The 25,042-nt window shown below is 63.5% G+C and carries 20 protein-coding genes and 1 tRNA gene; 12 read left to right on the top strand and 9 right to left on the bottom strand.

The features are described 5' to 3' along the window. Positions 1-68: 68 nt before the first annotated feature. From MRBLPB4O_RS00955 to MRBLPB4O_RS00920, 8 genes are all read right to left on the bottom strand, one after another. Entirely contained in the window at positions 69-350 is a 282-nt protein-coding gene (locus MRBLPB4O_RS00955) for a gamma-butyrobetaine hydroxylase-like domain-containing protein (RefSeq protein WP_341797286.1), read from the bottom strand. Then, complete coding sequence (locus MRBLPB4O_RS00950) at positions 350-1,315, bottom strand: HEAT repeat domain-containing protein (protein WP_341797285.1); 966 nt, start codon at positions 1,313-1,315, stop codon at positions 350-352. The genes MRBLPB4O_RS00955 and MRBLPB4O_RS00950 overlap by 1 nt, the downstream gene beginning before the upstream one ends. Further along, positions 1,312-2,163 (bottom strand): ABC transporter ATP-binding protein, encoded by an 852-nt coding sequence (locus tag MRBLPB4O_RS00945; RefSeq protein ID WP_341797284.1) that lies wholly within the window; start codon positions 2,161-2,163, stop codon positions 1,312-1,314. Before MRBLPB4O_RS00945 ends, MRBLPB4O_RS00950 begins: the two co-directional genes overlap by 4 nt. Beyond that, on the bottom strand, positions 2,163-2,945 hold the full coding sequence (locus tag MRBLPB4O_RS00940) for an ABC transporter permease (protein WP_341797283.1): 783 nt from the start codon (positions 2,943-2,945) through the stop codon (positions 2,163-2,165). Before MRBLPB4O_RS00940 ends, MRBLPB4O_RS00945 begins: the two co-directional genes overlap by 1 nt. A gap of 15 nt (positions 2,946-2,960) precedes the next feature. Further along, on the bottom strand, positions 2,961-4,367 hold the full coding sequence (locus MRBLPB4O_RS00935) for an ABC transporter substrate-binding protein (protein WP_341797282.1): 1,407 nt from the start codon (positions 4,365-4,367) through the stop codon (positions 2,961-2,963). A 119-nt stretch (positions 4,368-4,486) separates the two neighbouring features. Further along, positions 4,487-4,732: a ferredoxin family protein gene (locus tag MRBLPB4O_RS00930; protein ID WP_008096634.1), complete on the bottom strand. Its 246-nt coding sequence runs from the start codon at positions 4,730-4,732 to the stop codon at positions 4,487-4,489. A 62-nt stretch (positions 4,733-4,794) separates the two neighbouring features. Next, positions 4,795-6,519, bottom strand: a complete 1,725-nt coding sequence (locus MRBLPB4O_RS00925) for a fumarate reductase/succinate dehydrogenase flavoprotein subunit (protein WP_341797281.1) — start codon at positions 6,517-6,519, stop codon at positions 4,795-4,797. Next, positions 6,516-7,265, bottom strand: a complete 750-nt coding sequence (locus MRBLPB4O_RS00920; protein WP_016497511.1) for a GntR family transcriptional regulator — start codon at positions 7,263-7,265, stop codon at positions 6,516-6,518. The genes MRBLPB4O_RS00925 and MRBLPB4O_RS00920 overlap by 4 nt, the downstream gene beginning before the upstream one ends. Positions 7,266-7,479: 214 nt before the next feature. On the opposite strand from MRBLPB4O_RS00920, the gene MRBLPB4O_RS00915 reads away from it, so the two are divergent. After that, a tRNA-Arg gene (locus tag MRBLPB4O_RS00915) sits at positions 7,480-7,556 on the top strand. Between the two features lie 40 nt (positions 7,557-7,596). Here the strand turns inward: MRBLPB4O_RS00915 and MRBLPB4O_RS00910 are convergent. Continuing rightward, on the bottom strand, positions 7,597-8,502 hold the full coding sequence (locus tag MRBLPB4O_RS00910; protein WP_063423190.1) for a hypothetical protein: 906 nt from the start codon (positions 8,500-8,502) through the stop codon (positions 7,597-7,599). Positions 8,503-8,712: 210 nt separating this feature from the next. On the opposite strand from MRBLPB4O_RS00910, the gene MRBLPB4O_RS00905 reads away from it, so the two are divergent. Genes MRBLPB4O_RS00905 through MRBLPB4O_RS00855 form a run of 11 tightly spaced genes read left to right on the top strand, consistent with a single transcriptional unit; the run spans position 8,713 to position 25,037 of the window. Further along, on the top strand, positions 8,713-10,230 hold the full coding sequence (locus MRBLPB4O_RS00905; protein WP_341797280.1) for an SrfA family protein: 1,518 nt from the start codon (positions 8,713-8,715) through the stop codon (positions 10,228-10,230). A gap of 20 nt (positions 10,231-10,250) precedes the next feature. Further along, positions 10,251-13,328: a virulence factor SrfB gene (locus MRBLPB4O_RS00900; protein ID WP_341797279.1), complete on the top strand. Its 3,078-nt coding sequence runs from the start codon at positions 10,251-10,253 to the stop codon at positions 13,326-13,328. Beyond that, the gene (locus MRBLPB4O_RS00895) at positions 13,325-16,033 is read left to right on the top strand and encodes a virulence factor SrfC family protein (RefSeq protein ID WP_341797278.1); all 2,709 of its coding nucleotides are present in this window, start codon (positions 13,325-13,327) and stop codon (positions 16,031-16,033) included. Before MRBLPB4O_RS00900 ends, MRBLPB4O_RS00895 begins: the two co-directional genes overlap by 4 nt. Before the next feature lie 5 nt (positions 16,034-16,038). Continuing rightward, a complete protein-coding gene (locus MRBLPB4O_RS00890; RefSeq protein WP_341797277.1) occupies positions 16,039-17,079 on the top strand; it encodes a hypothetical protein in 1,041 nt (346 codons plus the stop codon). Beyond that, positions 17,076-19,028, top strand: coding sequence for a vWA domain-containing protein (locus MRBLPB4O_RS00885; RefSeq protein ID WP_059395017.1), 1,953 nt, complete (start codon positions 17,076-17,078; stop codon positions 19,026-19,028). Before MRBLPB4O_RS00890 ends, MRBLPB4O_RS00885 begins: the two co-directional genes overlap by 4 nt. A 6-nt stretch (positions 19,029-19,034) precedes the next feature. Next, positions 19,035-19,733: an ABC transporter ATP-binding protein gene (locus MRBLPB4O_RS00880; protein WP_341797276.1), complete on the top strand. Its 699-nt coding sequence runs from the start codon at positions 19,035-19,037 to the stop codon at positions 19,731-19,733. Beyond that, positions 19,717-20,940, top strand: coding sequence for an ABC transporter permease (locus MRBLPB4O_RS00875; protein ID WP_341797275.1), 1,224 nt, complete (start codon positions 19,717-19,719; stop codon positions 20,938-20,940). Before MRBLPB4O_RS00880 ends, MRBLPB4O_RS00875 begins: the two co-directional genes overlap by 17 nt. After that, positions 20,930-22,480, top strand: a complete 1,551-nt coding sequence (locus MRBLPB4O_RS00870) for an SUMF1/EgtB/PvdO family nonheme iron enzyme (protein ID WP_341797274.1) — start codon at positions 20,930-20,932, stop codon at positions 22,478-22,480. The genes MRBLPB4O_RS00875 and MRBLPB4O_RS00870 overlap by 11 nt, the downstream gene beginning before the upstream one ends. A 23-nt stretch (positions 22,481-22,503) precedes the next feature. Further along, positions 22,504-23,238, top strand: coding sequence for a hypothetical protein (locus MRBLPB4O_RS00865; RefSeq protein WP_049274575.1), 735 nt, complete (start codon positions 22,504-22,506; stop codon positions 23,236-23,238). A gap of 13 nt (positions 23,239-23,251) precedes the next feature. After that, positions 23,252-23,755: a hypothetical protein gene (locus MRBLPB4O_RS00860; RefSeq protein WP_016497500.1), complete on the top strand. Its 504-nt coding sequence runs from the start codon at positions 23,252-23,254 to the stop codon at positions 23,753-23,755. A 46-nt stretch (positions 23,756-23,801) separates the two neighbouring features. Beyond that, entirely contained in the window at positions 23,802-25,037 is a 1,236-nt protein-coding gene (locus MRBLPB4O_RS00855) for a VWA domain-containing protein (protein ID WP_341797273.1), read from the top strand. Positions 25,038-25,042 lie beyond the last annotated feature (5 nt).

The raw sequence follows: 25,042 nt of genomic DNA, 5'->3' as shown, positions 1-25,042 counted from the left end.
GCCTTACCGGCCTCTTCGCAGCACAAGGCTGCTCCTACAAGGGGATGCGGTAGCCTGAGGGATCAGCTTCACTTGCTGACCAGGTCACGCAAGTAAGCCCAAGGGTAGATCCCGCGCTCATGCCCATCGCTGAACACCAGCTGCACCCCATACCCTTGCGACTCGATTTGCACCACGCGCACATCGTCGCGCACCAGGCTGATCTCCCCCGACAGGCGCGCCGCTCGGCATTGTGAGCAAGGGCAAGCACCGCGCAACCGGGTGTGGCTGAGGCTGCGCTCGCCGTCTTCCCATTGCAGTACCAACTGCCCTGGCCCGCGCAGGTTGCGAATGGCTTGCGGGGCGTTCATCAGGCAGCCCCGCGCAGTTGCGCCAAGGCAATCCGCACAGCCTTGCGCACCTCGGGATCGCTGTCGGCCTCGGCGGCCTGCAGCACCGGCAAAGCACGCGCCTGGCCCAGCTCGCCCAGCGCCAGCGCCGCCTCCTTGCGCAGGTTGGCGATGCCATGGCCAAGCAACGCGCCAAGCGCGTCCAGTGCAGCGGCATAGCGCAGCCGACCCAGTGAGCGCGCTGCCCGTAGGCGTACCTGCCAGAAGTCATCGGCGAGGGCATCCACCAGCGCCGGCCCTGCTTGGTCCTGACCGACCTTGCCTAACGTGGTGGCGGCTTCCTCGCGCACTTGCCAGGCCTGGTCAGTCAATGCCCCCACCAACGCAGGCAACACCGAGTTGTCCCGGGCCAGGCCCAGCGCGCCGATGGCCGCGCGGCGCACCTCGGTGTCCGGCTCGGCCTCGGCGAGCGCTGCCAGCGCCAGCAACGCCGGCTGGTGCTTGAGCCAGCCAAGAATGCCCACTGCCTCACGCCGCACAGTGGCGTCGTCATCGGCCAGCGCCAGCAGCGCAGGGTCGGCGGCATCCTGCAGGCGCAGCTCGCGCAAGGCTCGCAGGGCACTGGCGCGGACGAAGGCATCGGCGTGTTTGACCCACGGGAGGATCAGCTGGCCGGCCTCAAGGCTCTTGAGTTCGCTGAGGCTCTGCGCAGCTGCCAGACGTACCGGCTCGGCGCCATCGGCCAGCGCAGCGCACAGGGCTTGCACAACTTCGGGTTCTTCCCAGGCCTCAAGCAGGCGCGCGGCCTCGGCACGCACCTCGTCGGCGGCGTCCACCAGCAGGGCATCGGTGAGCCAAGGCAAGCCATCCGGGTCTTCCAGGTCGGCCAGCTCGATCAGGGCAATGCGGCGCACGCCAGCGTCGCTGGCATCAAGACGAGGCAACAGGGCAAGAATGTCGGGGTTGTCGGTCGTTCGGTCAGTCATAGCGCGATCCGTAGCGGTGGGTGGTCAGTGTCCGGCAGGCCCAGCGGGGTCAGGCGCGGCAGTTCGCGGCCTTCCTCGTGGCGCAGCAACGCCAGGCAGTGACGCTTGAGGTGAGTGAATTCAGGGCTGGTCAGCAGGCTGGCGCGGCGCGGGCGCGCAAAGTCCAGGCGCAGGTCTTCGATAAAGCGACCGGGGCGCGGGCTCATCACCAGGATGCGGTCGGCGAGGAACAGCGCTTCGTCGATATCGTGGGTGACGAACACCACGGTGGTGCGGATGCTGGCCCAGATATCCAGCAACAGCTCCTGCATGCGGGCACGGGTTTGCGCATCCAGTGCGCCGAAAGGTTCGTCCATCAGCAAGAGCCGTGGGCGGTTGATCAGCACCCGGGCGATTTCGGCCCGCTGCTGCATACCGCCGGACAGCTGGTTGGGCCAGCGCCCGGCAAAGTCGGCCAGCCCCACCAGTTGCAGCATCTCGCGAGCCTGCCGGTGACGTTCGGCGCGGCCCAGGCCCTGCATCTTCAGGCCGAAGGCCACGTTGTCGAGTACGCTACGCCAGGGCAGCAAGGTGTGATGCTGAAACACCATGCCCCGCTGCGGTGACGGCCCGGCAACGGTCTGGCCGTCCACCTTCAACTGGCCGCTGCTGGGCACCAGGTGGCCGGCCAGGGCGCCGAGCAACGTCGACTTGCCACAACCGGAGGGGCCGAGGATGCAGACGAACTCGCCCGGCTCCACGGCAAAGTCCAGGCGCTGCACCGCCTCGAACGCTTCGCTGCCGTGCCCCAGGCGAATCGACAGGCCACGACCATCGATACGCCCCTGCGCCTGTTGATGACTGTTCATCAACTGGCCCCCCGCGTGCGGTACCACGGCGTGGCCAACGCCCCCAGGCGCTTGACCAGGGCGCTGCTGCCCATGCCCAGCACGCCGATCAGCAGCATGCCGACAATGATGTCCGGGTAGTTTTGCAAGGTGTAGGACTCCCAGGTGTAGTAGCCGATGCCGAACTGCCCGGAAATCATCTCGGCAGTGACCAGGCAGAACCATGACGTACCCATGCCGATGGCAAGGCCCGTGACGATGCTCGGCAACGCCCCAGGCAACACCACTTCGCGCAGGATCGCCCAGCGCCCGGCACCGAGGCTGCGCGCCGATGCCACCAGGCGCGGGTCGACGGCCTCGACGCCATGCACGGTGTTGAGCAGGATGGGGAACAACGCACCGGTGAAGGTGATGAACACCATCGACAGTTCCGACGACGGGAACATCAGGATTGCCAGCGGGATCCACGCCACCGCCGGAATCGGCCGCAGCACTTCCAGCGGCGGCAGCAGGGTATCTTCAGCCCATTTCAAGCGGCCGATCAGCAACCCCAGGGCCACGCCAACCAGTGCCGCAGTGGCATAACCGGCAAATACCCGCGACAGGCTGCTGCCCAGGTGCGCCAGCAGGGTGCTGGAGGTCAGCAACTGCCAGGCAGCGTCCAGCACCGCCCTGGGTGTGGGGACATAGGTGAACGTCAGCAGACCAAGGTCCAGTTTCACGTTTGCCGCCACCTGCCAGAACAGCAGGCAGGCCAGCAGCGACGCCAGGCGCACCGGCCAGCGCTTGAGGTTGCGGGTCATGTCGGTGCCTCCCGGTCAGCGCTGGGCGACCAGCTTCTGGTTGGCGCTGACGAAGTCCAGCGCCTCGCCACCATGGGCCTTGGCATACTGCTCGGCCTGGTCCTTGAGCAGGAACGCCGCCAGTTCGCCTTTACCGTTGCGCACGAACCAGGCCTGGTTTGCCAGCAACTTGATGCCGCTGTCGGCGGCCTGGGCGTAGATGGCGCGGATGTCCTTGCCCTCCTGCTCCAACTGGGCCAGGGCGCCAAGGGCCGCTTCCGGCGAAGCGTAGTGGCGGACCTTGTCTTCACCACGCACCCAGATCTGCGCCAGGCGGCTGAAGTCGGTGATCGGTTTGCCGGTCAGCGCGTCATTGGCCTTGAGTGGCAGCGGGTCGTAATTTTTCAGCGCCTTGTCGTAGTCCAGGCCAGCCTCCTTGAAGGCCGCACGAATGTACTGGTCGTCGATGAACTTGTCGGTGTCCAGGCCCCGGTCGGTCTTTTTAAGCAGCTTGAGCGTATCGATGGATGTAGCCACTGCCTGCCGGTATTCAGGCTTCCAGGTCAGGTCGCGGGTCTGCAGGCCGAGCGGGCCATGGAACAGGTAATTGACCTCGGCTTCGATCCCCGTGACCTTCTCGATCAACTCGCTGTACTTTTCAGGCTGCGCAGCGATCAGGCGGTCGGCTTCAAGGCTGGCGCGCAGGTAGGCGGTGACCACTTCCGGGTACTTCTTCGCGTAATCGGCTTCGACCAGGGCACCATGGAAGGTCGGTGCGTTGGCCTGGGCGCCGTCATAGATCTTGCGGGCGAAGCCGCGGTTGGGGAACAACTCGGCGAACGGTACAAAGTCGGCGTGGGCCTCGATGCGGTTGCTGCGCAGCGCGGAACCGGCGATCTCCGGTGCCTGAGCGATGATCCGCACATCCTTCTGTGGGTCCCAGCCCTGAGCGGCGACGGCGCGCAACAGCATGCCGTGGGCAGTGGAGGCGAACGGCACCGAAATGGTCTTGCCCTTGAGTTCAGCCAGCGACTGCACGCTGGAGGCGGCGGGCACGACGATGCCGTTGCCGCTGCCATGCACGCTGCCCGACAGCACACTGATGAACAGGCTGCGCTTGCCGGCATCCAGGTGGGCAACGCCGTTAAACGACCCCGGGAAGTCGGCCATGGCGCCGAAGTCGAGCTTGCCGGCGACCATTTCGTTGGTCAGCGGCGCACCGCTGGTGAAGTTCTTCCACTCGATCTGGTAGGTGGCATCCTTGTACTTGCCGTCGTGCGGCAGGTACTTGTCCAGCAGGCCCAGCTCACGGATCAGCAGGCCACCGGTGGCGCAGTTGATGGTGGTGTCCTGGGTGCCGATGGCGATGCGTATGGTTTCGGCACTGGCGCTCAGGCCAGTGAGCGCCAGCGCAAGGCCGGCCGCGGTTGCAACAAGGCGCATGGGTGTTTCCCCTCGAATCGTTATAAGAGTTGGGGTCGTCTCCGCCGCCCGGCTTGGGTGGTGGGAAACGAGGGGCACAGCAGGAGGGCGTCCGGTGGTTCGCCGGATGGCAGGATGAATCAGCGCAGCAGGTACGGGATGTCGACCTTCACCGCACCGGTGGGGCAGTCCTTCTCGCAGGGCATGCAGTACCAGCATTCGTCGAAAGCCATGTAGGCCTTCTGCGTGGCCGGGTTGATCGCCAGCAGGTCCATGGGGCAGACCTCGACACACACTGTGCAGCCTTTTTCAGCGATGCATTTGTCTTCGTCGATGGTGACCGGGGCGCTGCTGCGGAAGAAGATTTCTTGCGGCTGGTAGGCCATTTCACGGAGTCCTTGGGGCCTGTGGCCCTCGTTCTGTTTTTTGCAGAGGCTGATGGCCTCATTCACGCTGCATCAGCCTTCACTCGCAACCGGTCATAGGCGGTCTGTTCATCGGCATCCAGGGCGATCAGGTAGGGTTCGACGGCCTTCCTGAAACTGGTCATTTCACCGTTCTCGCCCTTTTTCAGGTGGCAATGGCAAAACCACTCGCTATCGTTGCGCTCAGGGAAGTCCACCCGGTGGTGGTACAGGCCCCAGCGGCTTTCCTCGCGGAACAACGAGGCCCGCGCCGCCATCTCGGCGCAATCGCGAATCACCGACACTTCCATCGCACGCATCAGTTCATGAGGGTTGCTGGCCTTCATCTGCTCCAGATCACGCTCGATCTCGGCAAAGCGCGCCAGGCCGATTTCCATCTTCTTGGTCACCTTCGGCGGCTGCAGGTAGTCGTTGACCATGCGCCTGAGCTTGTACTCGACCTGGGCTGGCGGCAGGCCATGCTCACGCTGCAGCGGGGCAAACACCCGCGCGCGCTCGCGTTCGACCTGCGCGGCATCGACCTCGGCGAGTTCGCGCCCGGCCACGTAATGCGCGGCGTTCACACCGGCAAACCAGCCATAGGTAAAGGCGCCGAGCATGTAGTTGTGCGGCACCGCAGCCATGTCGCCCGCGGCATACAGCCCTTTGACGCTGGTCTCGGCCTTTTCATTGACCCACACGCCCGACGCCGAATGCCCGGAGCAGAAACCGATCTCGGAGATATGCATCTCGACCATGTGCTGGCGGTAGTCGGTGCCACGCCCGGCGTGAAACTGGCCACGGCTGGGGCGCTCGTTGCTGTGCAGGATCTCTTCGATGTTCTGGATGGTCTCTTCGGCCAAGTGGTCCAGTTTGAGGAACACCGGGCCATTGCCGCCTTCGAGCTCCTGGTGGAACTCCCACATCATCTGGCCGCTCCAGTAGTCGCACTCGATGAAGCGCTCGCCCTTGCTGTTGGCGGTGTACCCACCCAGCGGGCCGGTGACGTAGGCACAGGCCGGGCCGTTGTAGTCCTTGATCAGCGGGTTGATCTGGAAGCACTCGAGGTTGGCCAGCTCGGCGCCTGCATGGTAGGCCATGGCGTAGCCGTCACCGGCGTTGGTCGGGTTCTCGTAGGTGCCCATCAAATAGCCTGACGACGGCAGGCCCAGGCGCCCGGCGGCGCCGCAGGCAAGGATTACCGCCTTGGCCCGCACCACCCGAAACTCGCCGCTTCGGCAGTCGAAGCCCAGCACACCCGCGGCGGCGCCTTCGCCATCGAGCAGCACACGGGTGCAGACCATGCGGTTGCTGATCTCCACCCGGGCACGCTTCAGCTGGCGGTACAACACCTTCTTGATGTCGTGGCCTTCGGGCATTGGCAGCACGTAGGCGCCCATGTGGTGAACCTTCTTCACCGCGTAGTCGCCGGTCTCGTCCTTCTCGAACTTCACCCCCCAGCGGTCGAGTTGCTCGATGGTTTCAAAGCTGTGGGTTGCGTAGGCATGCACGGTGGCCTGGTTGACGATGCCGTCATTGGCCACGGTGATTTCCTTGGTGTACTGCTCGGGGGTGGCGTGGCCGGGGATGATGGCGTTGTTCAAGCCGTCCATGCCCATACTGATGGCACCGCTGCGCTTGACGTTGGCCTTGTCCAGCAGCAGCACGCGCAGGCTTTTGTCCTGCTCCTTGGCCTTGATCGCCGCCATCGGCCCGGCCGTGCCGCCACCGATGATGATGATGTCGTAGTCCTGGGTCTGGATGCTCATGCCTTGCCCCCTTTCTGGCGATCAATGCGCAGGCGGTACTGGAAGGCATCGCCGCGGTAATAAAGGTGTTCGAAGTCCAGCGGCGTGCCGTCGGCAGCATGGGTCAGGCGCTCGATGCGCATGATCGGCGAGCCTTCTTCAACATCCAGCGCCTGGGTCAGGTCGCTGTCGGCCAGTACCGCATCGATGGCCAGGTCGGCGTGGCCAAGGGCGATGGCGCAGTCGTTTTCCAGCAGCAGGAAGATGTCGCGGGTGACCAGGTCGGCCTTCTCCAGTTTTTCGCCGACAGCCTTGGGCAGCCAGGTCAGCTCCAGCGACACCGGCTCGCGGTTGATCAGGCGCACCCGGCGGATCTCGGTGACCAGGCTACCCTCCTCGACCTGCAGCCGGGCGGCAACCAATGCGTTGGCCGGCACATGGCGGAAGCTGCGCAGGCGGTTGATCACTTCGTAGCCCATCTGCGTCATCGACTCGCCCAAGCCCTGCAAGGTACTGACGTTCTGGAACGCCTTGGGCTTGGCGACGAACGTGCCTTTGCCGTGGATCTTGAAGATCAGCCCTTCCTTCTGCAGGTCGCCCAGCGCCTGGCGCACGGTGATGCGGCTGACGTCGAAGGCCTTGCCCAGTTCGCTTTCCGAGGGCATGCGGCTATGCGGTGGATAAGTGCCGTCGAGGATGCGCTCGCGCAGCAGTTCCTTGAGCTGGGTATAGAGCGGTACCGGGGACAGGGGGAGCAGTTCGGCCATGGGGTCTCTTCGCTGATCGATGACTTGTTATGACAAGTTGTGACCAGAGGATAGAGGGCATAAGAAGGGTGTGGGAAATATTGATATCGCATATGGATAGATAAATTTGCGCAGGCCGGTGGCCCGCAAAAGCCGCCTGCGCAAAAAGAGGAAAAAGGCCACAGATCAAGGCGATGGACGTCAACGACACAGATGGGTATCATGCGTGCGCGTTGCACTCGTAGCTCAGCTGGATAGAGTACTGCCCTCCGAAGGCAGGGGTCGTGGGTTCGAATCCCGCCGAGTGCGCCATATCAAAAAAGCCCTGGGACATCTCCCGGGGCTTTTTCGTTTATTCCGCCTGCCCTTCTATCAACTGGCCGGCACGCCTGTCACCGTGCAACGCCATGTACCTGGCCAGTTCGCCCAGACGCTTGTCCAGCGCCTGCAGCAGCCTGTCGCGCGTACCGTTCACTTCGTTGGCGTTGAAAATGCCAGGCTCTTTCAAGTAAAGCTGGAACTGCTGGTTGATCTGCCTCGGCGAGAGGGTCACGAAGTTCTGCCCGGCGTTATGGTTGTACAGCGCCACCATCTGCCCCATGTCCTGATTGGCGTTGCGCACAAACGCCATGCTCACATACTGCCCAGGGCGCAGGCGCACACCATTGTTGTTCAGCTGGAAACACGCCTCGGTGCCATTCTCCAGGCGCACCCAGAACTCGTGCTCCTGAACATTGTGCGCAGTGACCTGCATGGTCGATGAGCTGCTACCGGTATGGCCCGTGCCCTGCCACATGTGGCCACCGGTGGTGCGGTGCGAGTGGTAGGCGTCCAGGTGCGTCTGGTTGCGCTTTTCGCTTTCCAGCACCTCGCCGTTACGCACGAAAAACATCAACTGCCGCTCAAAATGGTTGAACGGTTCCTCGACGAAATTGACGTCTTCCGGGGTTAGGGTGATGTCATACATGGTGCGGATCATTTCCGCGCGCGCGGCCTTGTCGCGCTTGGCCTGCTCTTGCAGCTGGGCACGACGCTGCTTGGCATCGTCAATCGCCTTCAGGGCCTGGGCCTTGAGCAACGGCGTTTTCTCTTGCGCGTAGCCTGCGGCCTTGTCACTGGCTTCCTTGATCAAGGGCGCGGCTTTCTGCCCGGCCTCCACCGCCAGGTCCTTGGCCTTTTCCAACGCCTGGGCGGCCTTGGCGGCCAGCTCCGGGTTGGCATCGTAGGCCTTTTTCTTCAGGTCATCCCAAAGGCTCATGCTCTTCGTGCTCCATTCGTCGATGATGAGTTGCCGATGCCGTTGATCGGACCAGGCGGAGTGTAACCGGATAAAACGTCCTTTGACGTCAAAAAGCCATCCATATGAATTGACGAAAAAAGCACTTTGCCATTAGTGTGACTCGGTTTTTCGGTATTGTTTAATGGATACCGAATGGATTCGGCTAATAGACTAGGTAGGTCTACAAGGATGCGCGGAGTATTACTACGCAGCGGTAGAAGTGAGCACTTCACCGCATTGGGCGAGACTGGCCAACCCGTCTATCGCGCTGCTTTGCAGATTCGCGAAGCGATTCGGCGCAAGTACCCGGAGCACCCGGAGCTGATCGAGCACCTGGCCATCCCGCAGAGCGATGAGCAGGGCCGCACCATCGATTGGTACAGCGACCGCCCAGGCGATGTAATCCCCTGGAGCAGCGCCACCGAGGAAGAACGCGCGCCAGCACGTGCGCAGCTCGAGGTGTTGCAAACCAAGATCAACGCCCTGAGCAACACCTTGCTTGGCCTGGATGCCAACGGCCAACCCTCGGCAACGGCCAGAAAGGCCGCCGAAGGTGATAACGCGGTGTTCGGCAAGCTGCTGACCTGTGTCGTGCCCTTCCCTGACGAAAACTTCGTCTACCTGGTCGATGGCCGCCCTGTACTGACCTTCTGGGGCTTCATCCATGCCGGTGCCGAGCGCAGCCGACAGCCCCTGCACTGCCTGTATCCGCGCACCGCACCCATCGCCGAACCCGTGGCCACGCCGCCGGTTCCCCCAGCCGCGCCCATTGCGCCGGCGGCAGCAGCAGCGGTAGCGCCAGCCGCTGCCGTCGCACGCCTGCCGTGGTGGCGCAACTGGCGCTGGCTGCTGCCCTTGCTGTTGCTGCTGGCGCTGCTGCTCCTGCTGTTGTTCGGGCTGCGCGGCTGCATCCCTGGGGTCAACCTTTCCGGTCCAGGCATCCCGGACTTTGGCCGCGATACCTCTGCATCAAACAACTACCAAGCCCAAGTGCCTACACAATCGTCGGGCATTGTTGGCGCTGCGAACGGTGCAACGGGTGTAGCTGCCCCGGACGTGGCGGTGAGTAATGGCAACCCGGCGGGCCTGCCGGGCGGCTCAGCCGATGCAGGCGGTGCCGCGCCACAAGGCGATAGCCAAGCGCCGGCGGATAATGCCGACACCCCTGCGCAGGGCAAGCCAGAAACACCGCCAGCGCCGGAGCAGCCGCCAGCGCCAGAGCAAGCATCCGACACGCCACCGCCAGGCGGGCCCGAGGCATCAACGCCAGGGAACACGCCCCCTGCGCCACCACAGCTGGCCGATGAGCAAGCGCAAACCAGCGCTCAGCCGCCGCAACCTGATGACTTGAGCATTCCGCCAGATGCGGCCGACGGCAACGCGGACTTCCTCAACGGCAACTGGGCGGGTGCAGGCATTCAAGAAGCCGGCACTGGCAAACCCCTGCGCCTGAAGTACGACTTCCAGAACGGCAAGGGCCAGGCCACGGTCACCCGCCCGGACAACGTGCAGTGCCATGCGCCAGTTGCCGCAGCCATGCAAGGCGGCCTGTTGTCGATCAACAGTTCCGGCCAGGCCGCCTGCGCCGATGGCAGCAGCTATGACCTGCCGCAAGTGGGTTGCAAAGCCAACGCCAACGGCGCTGCCGATTGCAACGCCAACTACGGTGCCAAAGGCTTCGACATTCAAATGAAAAAAGCCGGCTAATCAGACGAGAAACGCAGAAGATGTTGCCCGAAATCACCCAGTTCGAAGAAACGGTCACGCTGGTCAGCGATACCGGAATTCAATTCATGGATTTCGCCCTGCGTCTTGGCCCGGATGGCGAGCAGACCGGCAAATTCGTCCAGCTCAACAACGGCATGGTGCCGACACGCCTGCTGTGGTCCAAGGAGTACAAGGACTTCTACGAGCCCGAGCCAGACAAAGTGGTGCAGGTGGAGTTCGACACCAGCGAAGAGAGCCACTTCCGCTTGCCCATGGAAGACAGCCTGAAGCTGCTGGACGGGATCTGGTTGCCGATCCCGGTCCTGCGTTTCACGCCGCCTTATCGCTTTGACGAAGGCCCGAACAACTGGGCGCGCATGCGCCTGGTCAAGCTCGCGGAGCCCGATGTCGACGGCAACACCCACCGCCTCACCCTCGGCTTCGACAGCCGCACCATGCCAGTGGTTACCGGCGCACCGTACCTGGCGCCCAACGAAGACGACGTGCGCTCGGGCGTGGCGTTCAAGCTGGCGTGCAGTGCCCGCGAATATGGCTGGTTCCTGACGCACACATGGATCCGCGACTGGCTGGTGGAGGTGTACACCGAGGCGCGTGCCGAGTGGACGCGCGAACGCCTGGATCGTGACCTGCAGGGCAACCGCCACCTTGGCCACTATCTGAACCTGCTGAGCCTGTTGCGCCGCCCGGTCCCGGCCGAGCAGAGCAACGAAAAGCCAAAGGTCGAGATCCCGGAAATCAAGGTGATCGCCAACGAGGCCAATGGCATCGTCAAGCCGATCCCGGTAGACCTGGTGCTGGACGTCGGCAACTCGCGCACCTGCGGCATCCTCATCGAGGACCATGGCCAGGCGGGTTCGGGCATGCGCCACAACTACGTACTGGCACTGCGCGACCTGAGCGAGCCGGAAAAAGTCTACAACCAGGCTTTCGAGAGCCGGGTCGAGTTCACCCACGCCGCCTTCGGCAAAGACCACCTGTCGATCAAGAGCGGCCGCCACAATGCCTTCCAGTGGCCGACCATCGCCCGTGTCGGCGGTGAAGCCAGCCGCCTGGCCAGCCGCAACCGCGGCACCGAAGGCTCGACCGGCCTCTCCAGCCCCAAACGCTACCTGTGGGATGAAAAGGCCTACGGCCATGGCTGGCGCTTCAACACCGCCTACGTCAAGACCGACAAGGAGCCAATGGCCGTCGCCGCGCCGTTCGCCAACCTGATCAACGACCGTGGCCAGCCGCTGTACCTCAAGCCCTTCGACATGCCGGTCTTCAACCCGCGCTATTCGCGCAGCAACCTGATGACCTTCATGCTGGCCGAAGTGGTGACCCAGGCGCTGACCCAGATCAACAGCCCGGCGCAGCGCTCGCGCCAGGGCCATGCGCGGGTGCCGCGCCTGCTCAACAGCATTACCCTGACCGTTCCACCAGGCATGCCCCAGGCCGAGCGCAGCCTGCTCAGCAACCGCCTGTACGAGGCCATTGGCCTGGTGTGGAAGAGCCTGGGCTGGCACCAGGACGAGAGCAACCCGTTCAAAGGCAAGGGCGTCACGACCCGCACCCCGTTCCCTAGCGTGCGTGTGGAGTGGGACGAAGCCAGCTGCGGCCAGCTGGTCTACCTGTACAACGAGGTCAACGAGAACTTTGCCGGTCACCCGGAGGAGTTCTTTGCCACGCTGGCCCGCCCGGACAAGCTTGAGCACGAACAGATCACCCTGGCGACCATCGACATAGGCGGCGGCACCACGGACCTGGTGATTACCGATTACCGCCTGGATCGGGGCACCGGCGGTGGCGCCGGCGCCAACGCGCACATCGTGCCGAACCAGCGCTTCCGTGACGGCTTCAAGATTGCGGGCGATGACATCCTGCTGGATGTGATCCAGGAGTTCATCCTGCCCTCCTTCGCCAACGCGCTGCGCAATGCCGGCGTGCCGGCACCGGATGCGTTGATGTCGAGCCTGTGCGGGAACGGCGGAGCCACCGTCCAGGAACGCCTGCTGCGCCAGCAGTTGAACCTGCAAGTGTTCGTGCCGCTGGGCCTCGCACTGCTGAAGGCCTACGAGCAGTTCGACCCGGCCCTGCCACCCGCCGCGGTCGAGCAAACCTGGCAGCAGGCGCTGGGTGAAGCCGTTGTCAGCGACAAGGTGCTGGCGTACGTCGACGCCGCCGTGCGCCGCGAAGTGGGCCGCGATGGCACGCTTGACCTGCTGCAGACGCCGATCACCTTCGACCTCGAACAGGTGCACGCCGCGTTCATCGGCGGCCAGATCAACGTCACCAGAGCACTTGCCGAACTGTGCGAAGTGGTCGCCAAGTACCCTTGCGACATGCTGCTGCTGACGGGGCGGCCATCGCGCCTGCCAGGCATTCAGGCGTTCATCCGCCAGCGCCTGCCGCTGCCGCCCGGGCGCATTCTGCCGATGCAGAACTACCGCACCGGCGGCTGGTACCCGTTCCATCGCAACGGCCTGATCGACGACCCGAAGAGCACCGCATCGGTGGGCGCGATGATCTGCCTGCTGTGCTCCAACCACAGTGTGCCGAACTTCTATTTCCGCACCGCCGCGCTGAAGCCTTACTCGATCATCAAGCACTTTGGCCAGATCGACGCTGCCGGCACCATCAAGTATCACGACGTGCTCTACCACGACCTGAAGTCTGATAAAGGCCTGATCGAACTGCCCATCGTCGGCGAAGGCGATGAGCGTGGTACGCCTTGGCTGGAGATGCGCGGCGACCTGCACCTGGGTTACCGCCAACTGGCCACCGAGCGCTGGTCGGCCTCACCGCTTTACACGCTGCGTTTCACCCCCTCGGGCAAGGCAGCGTTCTCCAGGGCGATCGGCAAGAATGGCGAAGCGCCGGTTTTGCGCATCCGCCTTGAAGTCGAGCAGTTCGAACAGGAAGAACGCGACCAGGGGCTGATCAGCGACAAGCTGGTCATCCAGAAGCTGGAATCGAACATCCAGGATGCCGACTTCGACTTCGACCGGGATCTTGAACTCTCACTCAACACCATGCCAACCATGAGCTTGAGTGACAGCGACTATTGGCTCGACAGCGGGAACGTCAAAGGAAAATGAGCGACCTTACGCCAAAGCAACAGCAGTTGATGGGTGCCTGGGGCGCCATTCACAAAGGCGCCGGCGAGGCGCTGGAATGGATCGAGCAGGTGCGTGGCAATGCCGCCAGTGTCGAGGCCGAGGCCGATGGCCTCAACCTGCGCCTACGCCAGGCCCGCAACCGCGCCAAGGACCTGCAGCGTGCCGCTTCCACACCCATGGTGATCGGCTTCTTCGGCCTGTCCCAGGCGGGCAAGTCGTACCTGATCTCGGCATTGGCCGCTGACCGCAGTGGCCGCCTGGAAACCGATTTCGGCGGCCGCACCCTGGACTTCATCGAACATGTGAACCCGACCGGCCTAGGCAAGGAAGCCACCGGCCTGGTCACCCGTTTCAGCCGGCGCGCCAGACCCAGCCCGGATGCCAACCATCCGGTCGAGCTGAAGCTGTTCAGCGAAATCGAAGTGGCAAAGATCCTGTCCAATGCCTGGTTCGAGGATTTCGACCAGGAAAAGCTGGATTACACCTATACAGACGAACGCATCCAGACCCTGCTGGCCGGCTTCGAGGGCCGCGAGAACGAAGGCCTGCAACCGGGCGTCAACGGCGATGACGTGGTCGCCCTGTGGGACTACCTCAAAGGCAACTACGAAAAGTCGGTGCGCAAGCTCAACGAGCTTTACTGGCCACGGGTGATCAAGCTGGCACCACGCCTGAACCCGCGCCAGCGTGCCAAGCTGTTTTCAGTACTGTGGGGCGAACAGGACGCCCTCACCGAAATTTATGAACTGCTGGTCGGCAGCCTGCAGAAACTGGGTTTCCCCGACACCGTCTACGCCCCCTTGAGCGTGCTGGTGAAGGAAGAAAACGGCGCCTACACCCAGGCCAACAGCATCATGAACGTCGATATTCTCGGCCGCCTGGGTACTGGCCGCGACCTGCCAGTAAACGTACTGCCGCTGCAGGGCGACAAGGTGCAGGGGAGCGTGACACTGTCGGTCGCGCAACTGGCGGCACTGACTGCCGAGATGACCTTCCGCTTGACCAACAGCCCCAAGGACCCGGTCGTTGAAGAAGTCGACCTGCTCGACTTCCCCGGTTACCGCACTCGCCAGAAGTTGCTGCGTATCGAAGATGCGGCAAGCCCGGACGTGGTCGAAGAGGTCAACCCGGCCGCCAGCCTGATCCTGCGGGGCAAGGTCGCCTATCTGTTCGAGCGCTATACCGACGCCCAGCAGATGAATGGCCTGGTGCTGTGCACCAGTTCGTTCAAGCAAAGCGAAGTGGTCAGCGTGGGGCCGGTGCTGACCCGCTGGATCCACAAGACACAGGGCGCCACGCCCAAAGAACGCAGCCAGCGCACCCCCGGCCTGATCTGGGCGCTGACCATGCTCGATGGCTTCATCGGCAACACGCTCGCCCTGAGCGAAGGGCAGCTGCCCGAAGGCTGCGAGAACATGATGAAGCTGACCATGATCGAGCGCTTCGGCAGCCAGGAGTGGATGAAAGACTGGTCCGGGGTACCGTTCAACAACACCTACCTGGTGCGCAAGCCGCGCCTGGATACCGCGTTCATCGAGCGCGATATCGGCAACGGCGAAGAAACCAGCCTGAACGAGCGCCATGCACCGCGCCTTGTACAGTTACAACAATGCTTCGCGCAAAGCCCGTCGGTGCTGCGGCACATCAAGGACCCGGCTGACGCCTGGGCCGCGATGCTCGAACTGAATGACGGCGGGATCACCCGCTTCAGTGGCAGCTTCCGGGGCATCAGCAACATCGACTTCAAGCTCACCCGTATCGAAGAACAGCTGGAACAGTGCCGCACCGACCTGCTGGAGCACGGCCTGAACACCTGGCGCGAGGAAGACTTCGAGCAACTGCTGAACAAGAAGCGTGAAAAAACCCAGTACCTGCTCGACAACCTGGGCGCCGACCCGGATGCGATCAGCGAACTGATCCATGCCTTGCAGGTGCCTGTCGAACAGCTGCGTGAACTGTACCTGGGCGGTGTGTACGACATCGACGGCATTGACGGCGAGGCCGGCGAAGAGCCGGAACCCGCCGTCAGGGCCCCGGCCAACAAGGCCCCGGCACTCAACTTCGGCAACGTGTTCGGCAACACTGCCTCGGCAACGCCAGCAGTTGCCCCCAAGCCTGTGGCCAAGCGCCTCAACTCCGAGCAACGCTTTGTACGCGCGGCGCTGAAGGCGTGGATCAAGCATATGCGCGAGCTGGGTACGCAACCGCTGCGCCTGAGCAGCCTGCGCATGAGCCGCGAAGTGGTCGAGGCCCTGGTCGAGGAACTGGTCAGTGCAGTACGCCGACCGGCCTTCATCGAACAACTGGATGCCGCCGTCATGCGCCGGATTTTCAACGGCGTGCGCCGTGACCAGATAGTCCAGCGCCAGGTCCTGACCGTGCAACTGGCCATGCGGGACTTCCTGTCCTGGTTCGACCTGCTGGGCAAACCTGTCAGCGAGCGCCCGACCGCCCTGCTGGGTGAGGGCCAACCCGTATTCGGCGCCTACCAGACCTTCGCCCAGGGCGAATTGCCAGTGCTCCCGAAAGAGCCGTCCAACCAGGAGCAGAGCTTCCAGATCGACTGGCTGTCGAGCCTGGCCTGGCTGACCCAGGAAAACGCCAAAAGTGGCGCGGACCCGGAAATCACCACCGAGCAGCGACGCCAGCTGGCGGTGCTGCTGAACACCTTTCAAGCGAGTTGATTGCAATGGGTATCAGAGTTGATGTGCTGCCACTGGACGTGAACACACCAGGCCAAGGCCTGTTGCGGATCACCGGCTGGGAAGGCACCAGCGAAGGGCTGCAATGCTCTCTGCAAAGTAGCCAGTCCCACGAGTTTCTTCATGATGGCGGGCACTGGGCCAAAGTGGCTCACTGGTTCCGCCTGGATGGCATGAATGCTGTCGCAGGCGCCCCGGCCATCGAAACGCGGATCGGCCCCAACCTGATCAACCCATTGCTGCAAGCCAGCGGTACCGCCACCTTCCGCATCGAGGTCAGCGACCCGCAGACCGGGCGCAGCGACCTTGGCATGGTGCGTATCAACAGCGCCATCATCGCGTCTGTCGAGTCTGGGCCAGCGCTGGAGAAATCGCCGCCCCCGGCACCGTTGCCCAGCGCGACGGTGATTGTCGAGCCACCTGCGGTGACCACCCCTGAGCCTGCTCCGGCAGTGGCGCCAGAACCCGAGCCCGAAGCCGCGCCAGCCCCCCAGCCGGCACCTGTGGCACCGCCGCCGAAGGCGCCTGCCAAGCAAGGCCAGAAGTGGGTGCTGCCCCTGTTGGCCCTGATCCTGCTGGCGCTTGCCGCCGGGGGCGGTTGGTGGTGGTTCAACCGCAGCGCAGGCGAAGCAACTGCAGCCGTGCCGCCTGAAGACAAGCCCGTCGCACAGGCCGACGCGGCCAAACCTTGTTCGCTGGAAAGCATGCAAGGCCAGACGTCACTGGCGTTCCTGCAGTCGTGCATCCAGAGCAAACCGGACAGCGCCGCACTGCTTGAAGTGATCAGCCTGGCCAAGGCCAACGACCAGTGCGATGTGGCCCAGCGCCTGTATGCCAACCGCGCCAATGCCGGTGACATCCAGATCGCCACGGCCTACGCTCACGAATACGACCCCAAGTACCACCAGCCAAGCAACTGCTTCAAGGCGCCGGAAGCCGCCACCGCAGCCTCCTGGTACGAGACCATCCTCAGCTTCGATGAAAACAACGCCGAAGCCAAGCAGCGCTACGAGGAGCTCAAGCCATGAAGATGCGTAGCATTGGCGCCGCGCTGCTGGCCTTGTCGCTCAGCCCTGCCCTGCAGGCGGCCGACAAGCCCCTGCTGCAGGACGGCAAGAAAACCCTGTTCCAGCGCGTGTTGACCACGCCGGGCTGCAAGCTGAGCGATAACGCCGGGGCTGCCCCTGGCGCCGCGCAACCCACCTTCAGCCGCTTCTACGTGTACGAACGCGCCCAGGCTGACGCCCGCGAGTGGCTGCGGGTCGGCCCTGACACGCAGGGCAAGAGCATCGGCTGGCTGCCTGCCGATTGCACCGTCGAATGGAAAATGCAGCTGACCCTGGCGTTTACCAACCCCGCCAACCGTGATCGGCTGATGTTCTTCAAGGAGCGCAACCAGCTCGAAGGCATTCTCAACGCCCCCGACCCGGTCAGCCATGTGGCCCCGCTACGCGCCAAGCTCAAGCACGGCACCGAGGCGCCCGGCGTGCTGGCCGAAGAGCCCGAATACTTCGTCGACCTGCAGAAAAACTTCTACCTGCTGCCCGTGCTCAGCGGCGAAGAAGTGATGACCGAGGAAGGCTTCCGCACGCGCATCCTCAATGTGGCTTCGGTCAGCAAGGCCGACAGTGCCGCAGCCGCCACACCTGCGCCTGCCCAGGCCGCTGCCAACCAGCAGTTGAAGGCGTTCAGCGCGGCCGTGGTGTTCGTCATCGACTCGACCATTTCGATGGACCCGTACATCGACCGCACCCGCGAGGCGATCAAGCGCGTGTACGGGCAGATCGAGAAGGAAAACCTCGGTAAGCAGGTCAAGTTCGGCCTGGTCGCCTACCGCTCCAGCACCAAAGCCGTGCCGGGCCTGGAATACGTCAGCAAGATGTACGCCGACCCCAACACGGTGAAGGACGGTGCCGACTTCATGGCCAAGGTCGCGGACCTGAAGCAAGCCAAGGTGTCGAGCAGCGAGTTCAACGAAGATGCCTACGCCGGTGTCATGTCTGCCGTCGACCAGATCGACTGGAGCCAGTTTGGCGCACGCTATGTGGTGCTGATCACCGATGCCGGCGCCATTGACGGGGGTGACAAGCTGTCGAGCACCGGCCTTGGCGCCGAACAGGTCAAGATCGAAGCCAGCAACCCTGGCGTGGCCCTGTACACCCTGCACCTGAAAACCCCCAGCGGCGCCAAGAACCACAGCTCCGCCGAAGCGCAGTACCGCACCCTGTCGAACTACCCGGGCACCAACACCTCGCTGTACTACCCGGTCAATGCCGGCGATGTGGAGGCCTTTGGCCGCAAGGTCGACGGCCTGGCTGCCGCCATCACCCAGCAAGTGCGGGCGGCCTACATGGGCGAGGCGGCCATCGGCAGCGCAAACAATGCCAAGGCCGACCCTGCCGAAAAGAAAATGCTCGAGGATGCCGCACTGATCGGCCACGCCATGCAGCTGGCCTACCTGGGCAAGGCCAACGGTACCCAGGCGCCGCCGGTGTTCCAGGCCTGGATCAGCGACCGCGACCTGATCAAACAGAACGTGCCGACCACCGATGTGCGCGTCCTGCTGACCAAGGCCCAACTCAGCGACCTGAGCGATGTACTCAAGCAGATCCTGGATGCCGCCAACGAAGGCATGATTTCACCAGACGAAATGTTCACCCGCCTGCGCTCGGTTGCCGCGACCATGGGTGCCGACCCGAACCAGCTGAAGCAAGGCTCGACCACTCGCGTGGCAGACCTGGGCGTGCTTGGCGAGTACCTGCAAGACCTGCCCTACCAGAGCGAAGTGCTGAACCTGGACGAAGAAACCTGGAAGGGCTGGGATGGCCTGGCCCAGGAGAAATTCATCCGTAGCCTGAGCACCAAGCTGCGCCATTACCAACGCTACAACGCCGATGTCGACCGCTGGGTTGCCCTGGCGCCGGGCAGTGACAGCCGCGACAACGTCTACCCGGTACCGCTGGAAATGATGCCCTGACCCCATATGCTCGATATCAAGGGACTACTAGTCGTTCGAGGCGAAGGATCGCAGGCTCACCGGGTACGGCTGGACGCCCTGTGCCTGCAACCCGGCGAAGTGCGTGCCATCACGGGCGAGAGCGGCTGCGGCAAGAGCACACTGCTGGAGGCCATTGGCCTGCTGCTCAAGCCTGAGCAACTGACGCACTACAGGCTTGGCCCGCAACGCCAGGACGTGGCCAGCCTGCTGGCCAGCGACCAGCAGCCAGCGTTGGCGGCATTGCGTTCGCGCGAGCTGGGCTTTGTGCTGCAGAACGGCGGGCTGCTGCCTTTTCTCAGTGTGCGCGACAACATCCTGCTGCCACGCCGCCTGCTCGGCCTGCCACCTGCCAGCACGGCGGTGGACAAGGCTGTCGAGGCACTGCGCCTGGCGCCGCTGCTGGGCAAGCTGCCCCAGGCGCTGTCCATCGGCGAGCGTCAGCGGGTGGCCTGCGTGCGTGCCATCGCCCATGAACCCCGGGTGCTGTTGGCCGACGAGCCCACCGCCGCGCTCGACCCGCACAATGCAGAGCGGCTGTTCGAACTGCTGCTGCAGCTGGTGGCTGAGCTAGGGCTGAGCGCCTTGGTCGTGTCCCACGACTGGGCACTGGTCGAACGCTTCGGCCTGCCGCGCCTGGGTGCCATCAACGGTCAAGGGGAAACACGCTTTGAACCCGTGGCATAAACGCCTGGCACTGCTGGCACGGTTATCCCTGGCCGATCTCTGGCACGACCGTAACGTTTCCTTGTGCATGGCGGCCTCGCTGGTCGCTGTCATTGCCCCGCTGTTGTTGCTGTTCGGCCTCAAGCACGGGGTGGTCAGCCAACTGCAACAGGAACTGCTCAGCGACCCCCGAAACCTTGAGGTCAAGATGCTCAGCAGCGGCCATTTCGACCAAGCCTGGCTGCAACGGTTGCAGGCACGCCCGGAGGTGGGCTTCGCCATCGGCCAGACCCGCTCGCTGAACACCCAGGCCGACCTGCTGGGTACACACGGCCGCTTCGCCGACAACGTCGAGGTCATCCCTACCCGGGCCGGCGATCCCTTGTTGGCAACAGATCTGAGTGAGCTGGCGCCCGACCAGGTGATTCTCAGCGAACGAGCCGCCGAACGGCTCGACGCCAAGGCCGGTGACACCCTGCGCTTGCGCGTTGCCCGGCGCCTGAACGAAGTCAACGAGCGTGGCGAGCGCACGTTGCAGGTACGTGCCATCGTCAGCTCGGTGCGCTTCGCCCGCCCTGCAGCCTTCGTCAGCCCCGAGCTGCTGATGGAGCTGGAACACTATCGCGACGGTTATCTGGTCGCCAGCCTCGGGGCAAGCAGTGGCCAGGCCCTTGATGCCCTGAACGTCGGCTACGCCCGGGCCCGGGTCTATGCGCGGGACATCGACAGCGTGGCACCGCTGGAGCGCTGGCTTAACGAACAGCGCATCGAAACCGCCAGCCGCCTGGCAGAAATCAACAGCGTCAAGGCAATCAACCACGTGCTCGGGCTGATTTTCAGCGTTATTGCCGGGGCCGCCCTGATCGGCTGCATCGCCTCGCTGGTCGGCGCCTTCCTGGCCAACATCGATCGCAAGCGCCGCCACCTGGCCGTGCTGCGCCTGCTGGGCTTCAGCAGCCCCGCGGTATCGGCCTACGTGGTGCTTCAAGCACTCGTGCTGAGCCTGGTGGGCTACCTGGGCGGCCTTGGCAGCTACTACCTCGGCAGCCTGCTGTTCGACCGCTTGCTGGTCAGCAGCCAGGCAACCGGCGCCTTCATTTGTCACATCACCGTATGGCATGGCCTGGTCGCCCTGCTGCTGGCCTTCCTGGTCGCCGGCCTGGTCGCCCTGATCGGCGCCTTGCGTGCCATACGCATACAACCTGCGGAGAGCCTACGTGAACTCTAAAGCCTACAGCCGCCTGCTTCTGGCGCCACTTGCTCTCGGCTTTGCGCTGCAAGCCACAGCGGCGACCTGGGAAGAGAAATACTACAACCCCATGGCCGACGCCGATGACGTGGTGCTGCCCATGCCGTGTGACGGCGCCATGGTGTTTCGCAAGGTGATGATCCCGGTGGCCGGCCCGCTGGACGACTACCCCATCAACATCGGCCAGGACAGCGCCGAGTGGGGCTATGTCGAGCAGACCCGCCCGGCGTTCATTGCCGGCAGTTTCACCAGTGCCAAAGGTGAGAAGTCGCGCTACTACCTGCTGGCCAAATACGAGATGAGCCAGCTGCAGTACAGGGCGTTGATGGACGAAACCTGCCCGACCGCCTCCAACAAGCAGCGCCTGCCGATTGTATCGGTGTCGTGGCTGGACGCCCTGCAGGCTGCCGACAAGTACAACCGCTGGTTGCGTGCCAATGCACCCGACAAGCTGCCCCGAGAAGATGGCGCCCAAGGCTTCTTGCGCCTGCCAACCGAGGTGGAGTGGGAATTCGCCGCGCGTGGCGGTTTGCAAGTCAGCACGGCCGAGTTCCGCGATGGCCGCTACCCCATGCCCGAAGGCCTGAATGCCTACGAGTGGTTCGCCGGCGCGCAGTCCGCCAACGGCCAGTTGCAACTGAGCGGGCTGCTCAAGCCCAACCCGCTGGGCCTGCATGACATGCTCGGCAATGCCAGCGAGATGATGTTCGAGCCGTTCCGCCTGAACAAGCTCGACCGCCAGCACGGCCAGGCCGGTGGCTATGTGGTGCGCGGTGGCAACTACCTGACCAGCGAAGGCGACCTGCGCACCTCGCTGCGCCAGGAAGAGCCGTACTACAACGCCGAGGGTGCAGTGGCCAAGAAAACCAACGGCCTGCGCCTGGCCATGGTTTCCCCGACCCTCACCTCGCGCGACCGGGTAAAAAACATCGAGAAGAGCTGGAGCAACCTGGGCAGCGATCAACCGGCTGCCGAAAGCAAGCAGAAAGGCACCGTCAAGGCGCTGGAAGAGCTCGCCTCCAACGTGGAAGACGAAGCCCTGAAGAACCAGCTCAAGACCGTCGAGAACCAACTGCGCGCCAGCAACCAGCAGCAGCAGGAAGCCCGAGACCAGGCGATTCGCGCCAGCCTCAACCTGGGCGCCTTCCTGTGCACCAAGATGCTCGACGACGGCCAGTACCTGGACTTTTTGCAGAAAAACTACGCCAGCAACTGCAAAGCCGGCGAAGAAGACCCGACCTGTGGCGTGCGCAAGGTCAAGCTCGAAGAGCAGCAGGAGCGCCTGCACAAGCTCAGCCGCTACTACGCCAGCTCCCTGGTGGAGTCGGGTTCGCTGTACGGCAAGGACTTGCTCGAAGCCCAGGTGCCGGTGCTGGACGGTTCGTTCAAAGCCAACAAGAACCTCAAGGACCTGTCGCCCTACCTGCGTACCCACTGGGCCAACCAGATGTCGTTCCTCAAGACACAGAAGATTGATGCCAACGCATGGCTGAACAGCTGCAAGACCGTCGCACACTGACCCAAGGACATCCAGGAGCCACCATGAACTTCCCTACATCCACCCGTATCAACCCTTGGTTGGGTCTGCTGATGGCTGCTTGCCTGGCCGTTACCGGTTGTGCCAATACCGGTAGCTCGATGACAGGTAGCCAGGGCACTGTCGATCCGCGCCTGACCAGCGGCAACGATGCCAAGTTCTTTACCACATCGGGCTTCCAGGCCTGTGCCATCGCGGCCAGCGCTGGCATTCTTGCCTGCATGCTGTCCAACTCCGGCAATAAGGCAGCCTGCTCGATCATTGCCGGTGTCGGCGCGTGCGGTGTGGCCATGGGCGCCAACTACTACCTTGATCAGCGCCGGGCGAAATATGCCGATACCACCGAGCGCCTGAACGCGATGACTACCGAAGTGCAGGGTGAAACCGCCAAGGTCGCGCAGCGCAGCGATACGCTGCAACGCGTCATCAACGACGACAAGCAACAAATTGCCAGCATCCAGCAGAGCATGAAAGCCAAGACCCTGGACAAGGCCAAGGCCCAGCGGGATATCGCCAACATCGACCAGAACATCGGGTTGATGCGCAAAGACCTGACCAACATGAAAAAACGCGTTACCGAATACCAGCAGGTGGCCAAGCTTGAACGTGATGGCGGCGCCAGCCAGGCCGAAGTGCAAAAGGTCGAAGCCGAGATCACCAAGATGAACACCAAGGTCGCCTCGCTGCAGCAGGAGGTCGATGGCCTCTACAGCCAGCGTTCGGCAATCACCCTGGGCTGAAGGAGTGCACGCCATGTTTCTACGTAACTGCCTGTGCCTGGCACTGCTGGCCAGCCTTGCCGGTTGTGCGACCACTGCCTCCCAGTGCAATGCCTCCGACAGCAGCGCCAGCCTGATCGGCAAGCTCAACTGCGATTACGGCGGAGGTTATGCCGAGGGTGTACGCAACAGCGAACAGGAGCTGCTCAGCGCCAAGGAGCAGAACCGCCAGTTCAACGAGGTGTACGCACAACTGAGTGCACTGCAGGCCTCGACCCGCCAGGACCTGCAAAGCCAGCAGCGGCAGCAGGCCAGCCTGGAAAAATCGTTGAACGACCTGCTGGGCACGCTCAAGGCGCGCCATGGCAACAAGAGCGATGTGCAAAAGCAGATCGCCGGCCTGGAGCAACAGCTCAAGGCTAACCAGGCCGCACCCTCGCAAAATGCCAGCAACGCCCAGATCGAAGCCCGCAAGCAGAAGCTCGCGGCCCTTCAACAACAGGTCAGCCGCCTTCAGCTGAGCCTGGGTTACGAGTAAAACCTCATCGGCAGCTTCGGCTGCCGAATCTTCTCAGGATATCCACATGCAGCGGGTCACCCGCGACACCAGCCCCGCCAAGGACGACCTGCGGGTGCTCGAACAGGCCATGGCGATCATCGTCAGGCATTTTCCGCCTAGCATCGCTCATCTGTTTGCCACCCCACGCAACGGCAAGGATGGCCTGCGCGAATGGTGGTCGGAACTGCAAGGCCAACCGCACCGATACCATGACCTCGGCGCCGAGCAACAGGCCGCTTTGCTGCGCCTCTACGACGAGCGCCAGGAAGCCGTACACCAGCTGGTAAGCAAACTGGAAAGCCTGGGCCAGGCCAACGATGCGGCGCTGCTGCGCAAGCTCATCGGGCCTGCCGACCTGAACAACCTGTACAGCATCAACGGCCAACCGCTGGTCGTGCGCTGGGCCGAACCTGCCCCGGTCAAGCCGTCGCCCACACCGCTGCCGCCACGCCCCGCGCCCGTGGTACGTCGGCGCTGGGTATGGCTGCCATGGTTCTTGTTGCCACTGCTCGGCCTGCTGTTGCTGGCCCTGGCCTTGTGGTTCGGCTGGCCCTACCTGCAGCATTGGCTTGGCAACCGCCCCGCCACGCCCTTCGCCTGCGTGAAAGACACCCGCATACAGCCGCCCGAATTTTCCGTGGTGCTCGACACATCGGGTTCAATGCAACTCAACGTCGCCACCACCCTTGAAGACGAACAATGGTTCTTCCAGCACATCAATGACGACCCGAACATCGATCAGCAGCGTGTCGCGCAACTTACCCGGGCCCCGGTGCGTATGGACGTGGCCAAGAGCAGCCTGACCCACCTGATCAACGACCTGCACCCGGCGGTGGATATGCGCGTGGTGACCTTCGATGGCTGCCGCGCGCCGCTGGACCACGGCGTGTTCACCCTGGCCCAGCGCCCGGCATTGATCAAAGGTATCCAGGCACTGGTACCCAATGATGGCACCGCCCTGGCGGCCAGCCTTGATGTGGCGGCCAAAACAATGAACGGTCGCGACCGCGATGGGGTGATCCTGATGTTCATCGACGGTGCCGACGGCTGTGAACAGGACGTGTGTGCAGTGGCGCAGCGGATTGCCCGCGAGCAGCCGAGGTTGCGCGTCAATCTGGTCGACATCAGCAACAGCAATTTGGCCAGCTGTGTGGCCGAGAGTACGGGTGGGAGCATCTATTCCGCCAGCGATGCCGGGCAGGTTGCCGCGGCCATCAAGCTTGCCAGCCAGGAAGTCTCCAGCACAGCCGATTGCGACTAGGACAA

Origin of the sequence: Pseudomonas sp. LPB4.O (assembly GCF_038383825.1) — a bacterium.
In the GTDB taxonomy this organism is placed as follows: domain Bacteria; phylum Pseudomonadota; class Gammaproteobacteria; order Pseudomonadales; family Pseudomonadaceae; genus Aquipseudomonas; species Aquipseudomonas putida.
Note: the sequence above shows the minus strand (reverse complement) of the source record. Positions and strands in the feature narration are given on the sequence as shown.

What these genes read in the sequence shown, in the direction of transcription:
- MRBLPB4O_RS00940 (WP_341797283.1), bottom strand. Translation starts at nt 2,945, where the DNA reads ATGACCCGCAACCTCAAGCGCTGGCCGGTGCGCCTGGCGTCGCTGCTG.
- MRBLPB4O_RS00900 (WP_341797279.1), top strand. Translation starts at nt 10,251, where the DNA reads ATGTTGCCCGAAATCACCCAGTTCGAAGAAACGGTCACGCTGGTCAGC.
- MRBLPB4O_RS00895 (WP_341797278.1), top strand. Translation starts at nt 13,325, where the DNA reads ATGAGCGACCTTACGCCAAAGCAACAGCAGTTGATGGGTGCCTGGGGC.
- MRBLPB4O_RS00945 (WP_341797284.1), bottom strand. Translation starts at nt 2,163, where the DNA reads ATGAACAGTCATCAACAGGCGCAGGGGCGTATCGATGGTCGTGGCCTG.
- MRBLPB4O_RS00935 (WP_341797282.1), bottom strand. Translation starts at nt 4,367, where the DNA reads ATGCGCCTTGTTGCAACCGCGGCCGGCCTTGCGCTGGCGCTCACTGGC.
- MRBLPB4O_RS00865 (WP_049274575.1), top strand. Translation starts at nt 22,504, where the DNA reads ATGAACTTCCCTACATCCACCCGTATCAACCCTTGGTTGGGTCTGCTG.
- MRBLPB4O_RS00955 (WP_341797286.1), bottom strand. Translation starts at nt 350, where the DNA reads ATGAACGCCCCGCAAGCCATTCGCAACCTGCGCGGGCCAGGGCAGTTG.
- MRBLPB4O_RS00925 (WP_341797281.1), bottom strand. Translation starts at nt 6,519, where the DNA reads ATGAGCATCCAGACCCAGGACTACGACATCATCATCATCGGTGGCGGC.
- MRBLPB4O_RS00885 (WP_059395017.1), top strand. Translation starts at nt 17,076, where the DNA reads ATGAAGATGCGTAGCATTGGCGCCGCGCTGCTGGCCTTGTCGCTCAGC.
- MRBLPB4O_RS00905 (WP_341797280.1), top strand. Translation starts at nt 8,713, where the DNA reads ATGCGCGGAGTATTACTACGCAGCGGTAGAAGTGAGCACTTCACCGCA.
- MRBLPB4O_RS00950 (WP_341797285.1), bottom strand. Translation starts at nt 1,315, where the DNA reads ATGACTGACCGAACGACCGACAACCCCGACATTCTTGCCCTGTTGCCT.
- MRBLPB4O_RS00910 (WP_063423190.1), bottom strand. Translation starts at nt 8,502, where the DNA reads ATGAGCCTTTGGGATGACCTGAAGAAAAAGGCCTACGATGCCAACCCG.
- MRBLPB4O_RS00855 (WP_341797273.1), top strand. Translation starts at nt 23,802, where the DNA reads ATGCAGCGGGTCACCCGCGACACCAGCCCCGCCAAGGACGACCTGCGG.
- MRBLPB4O_RS00890 (WP_341797277.1), top strand. Translation starts at nt 16,039, where the DNA reads ATGGGTATCAGAGTTGATGTGCTGCCACTGGACGTGAACACACCAGGC.
- MRBLPB4O_RS00880 (WP_341797276.1), top strand. Translation starts at nt 19,035, where the DNA reads ATGCTCGATATCAAGGGACTACTAGTCGTTCGAGGCGAAGGATCGCAG.
- MRBLPB4O_RS00860 (WP_016497500.1), top strand. Translation starts at nt 23,252, where the DNA reads ATGTTTCTACGTAACTGCCTGTGCCTGGCACTGCTGGCCAGCCTTGCC.
- MRBLPB4O_RS00920 (WP_016497511.1), bottom strand. Translation starts at nt 7,265, where the DNA reads ATGGCCGAACTGCTCCCCCTGTCCCCGGTACCGCTCTATACCCAGCTC.
- MRBLPB4O_RS00930 (WP_008096634.1), bottom strand. Translation starts at nt 4,732, where the DNA reads ATGGCCTACCAGCCGCAAGAAATCTTCTTCCGCAGCAGCGCCCCGGTC.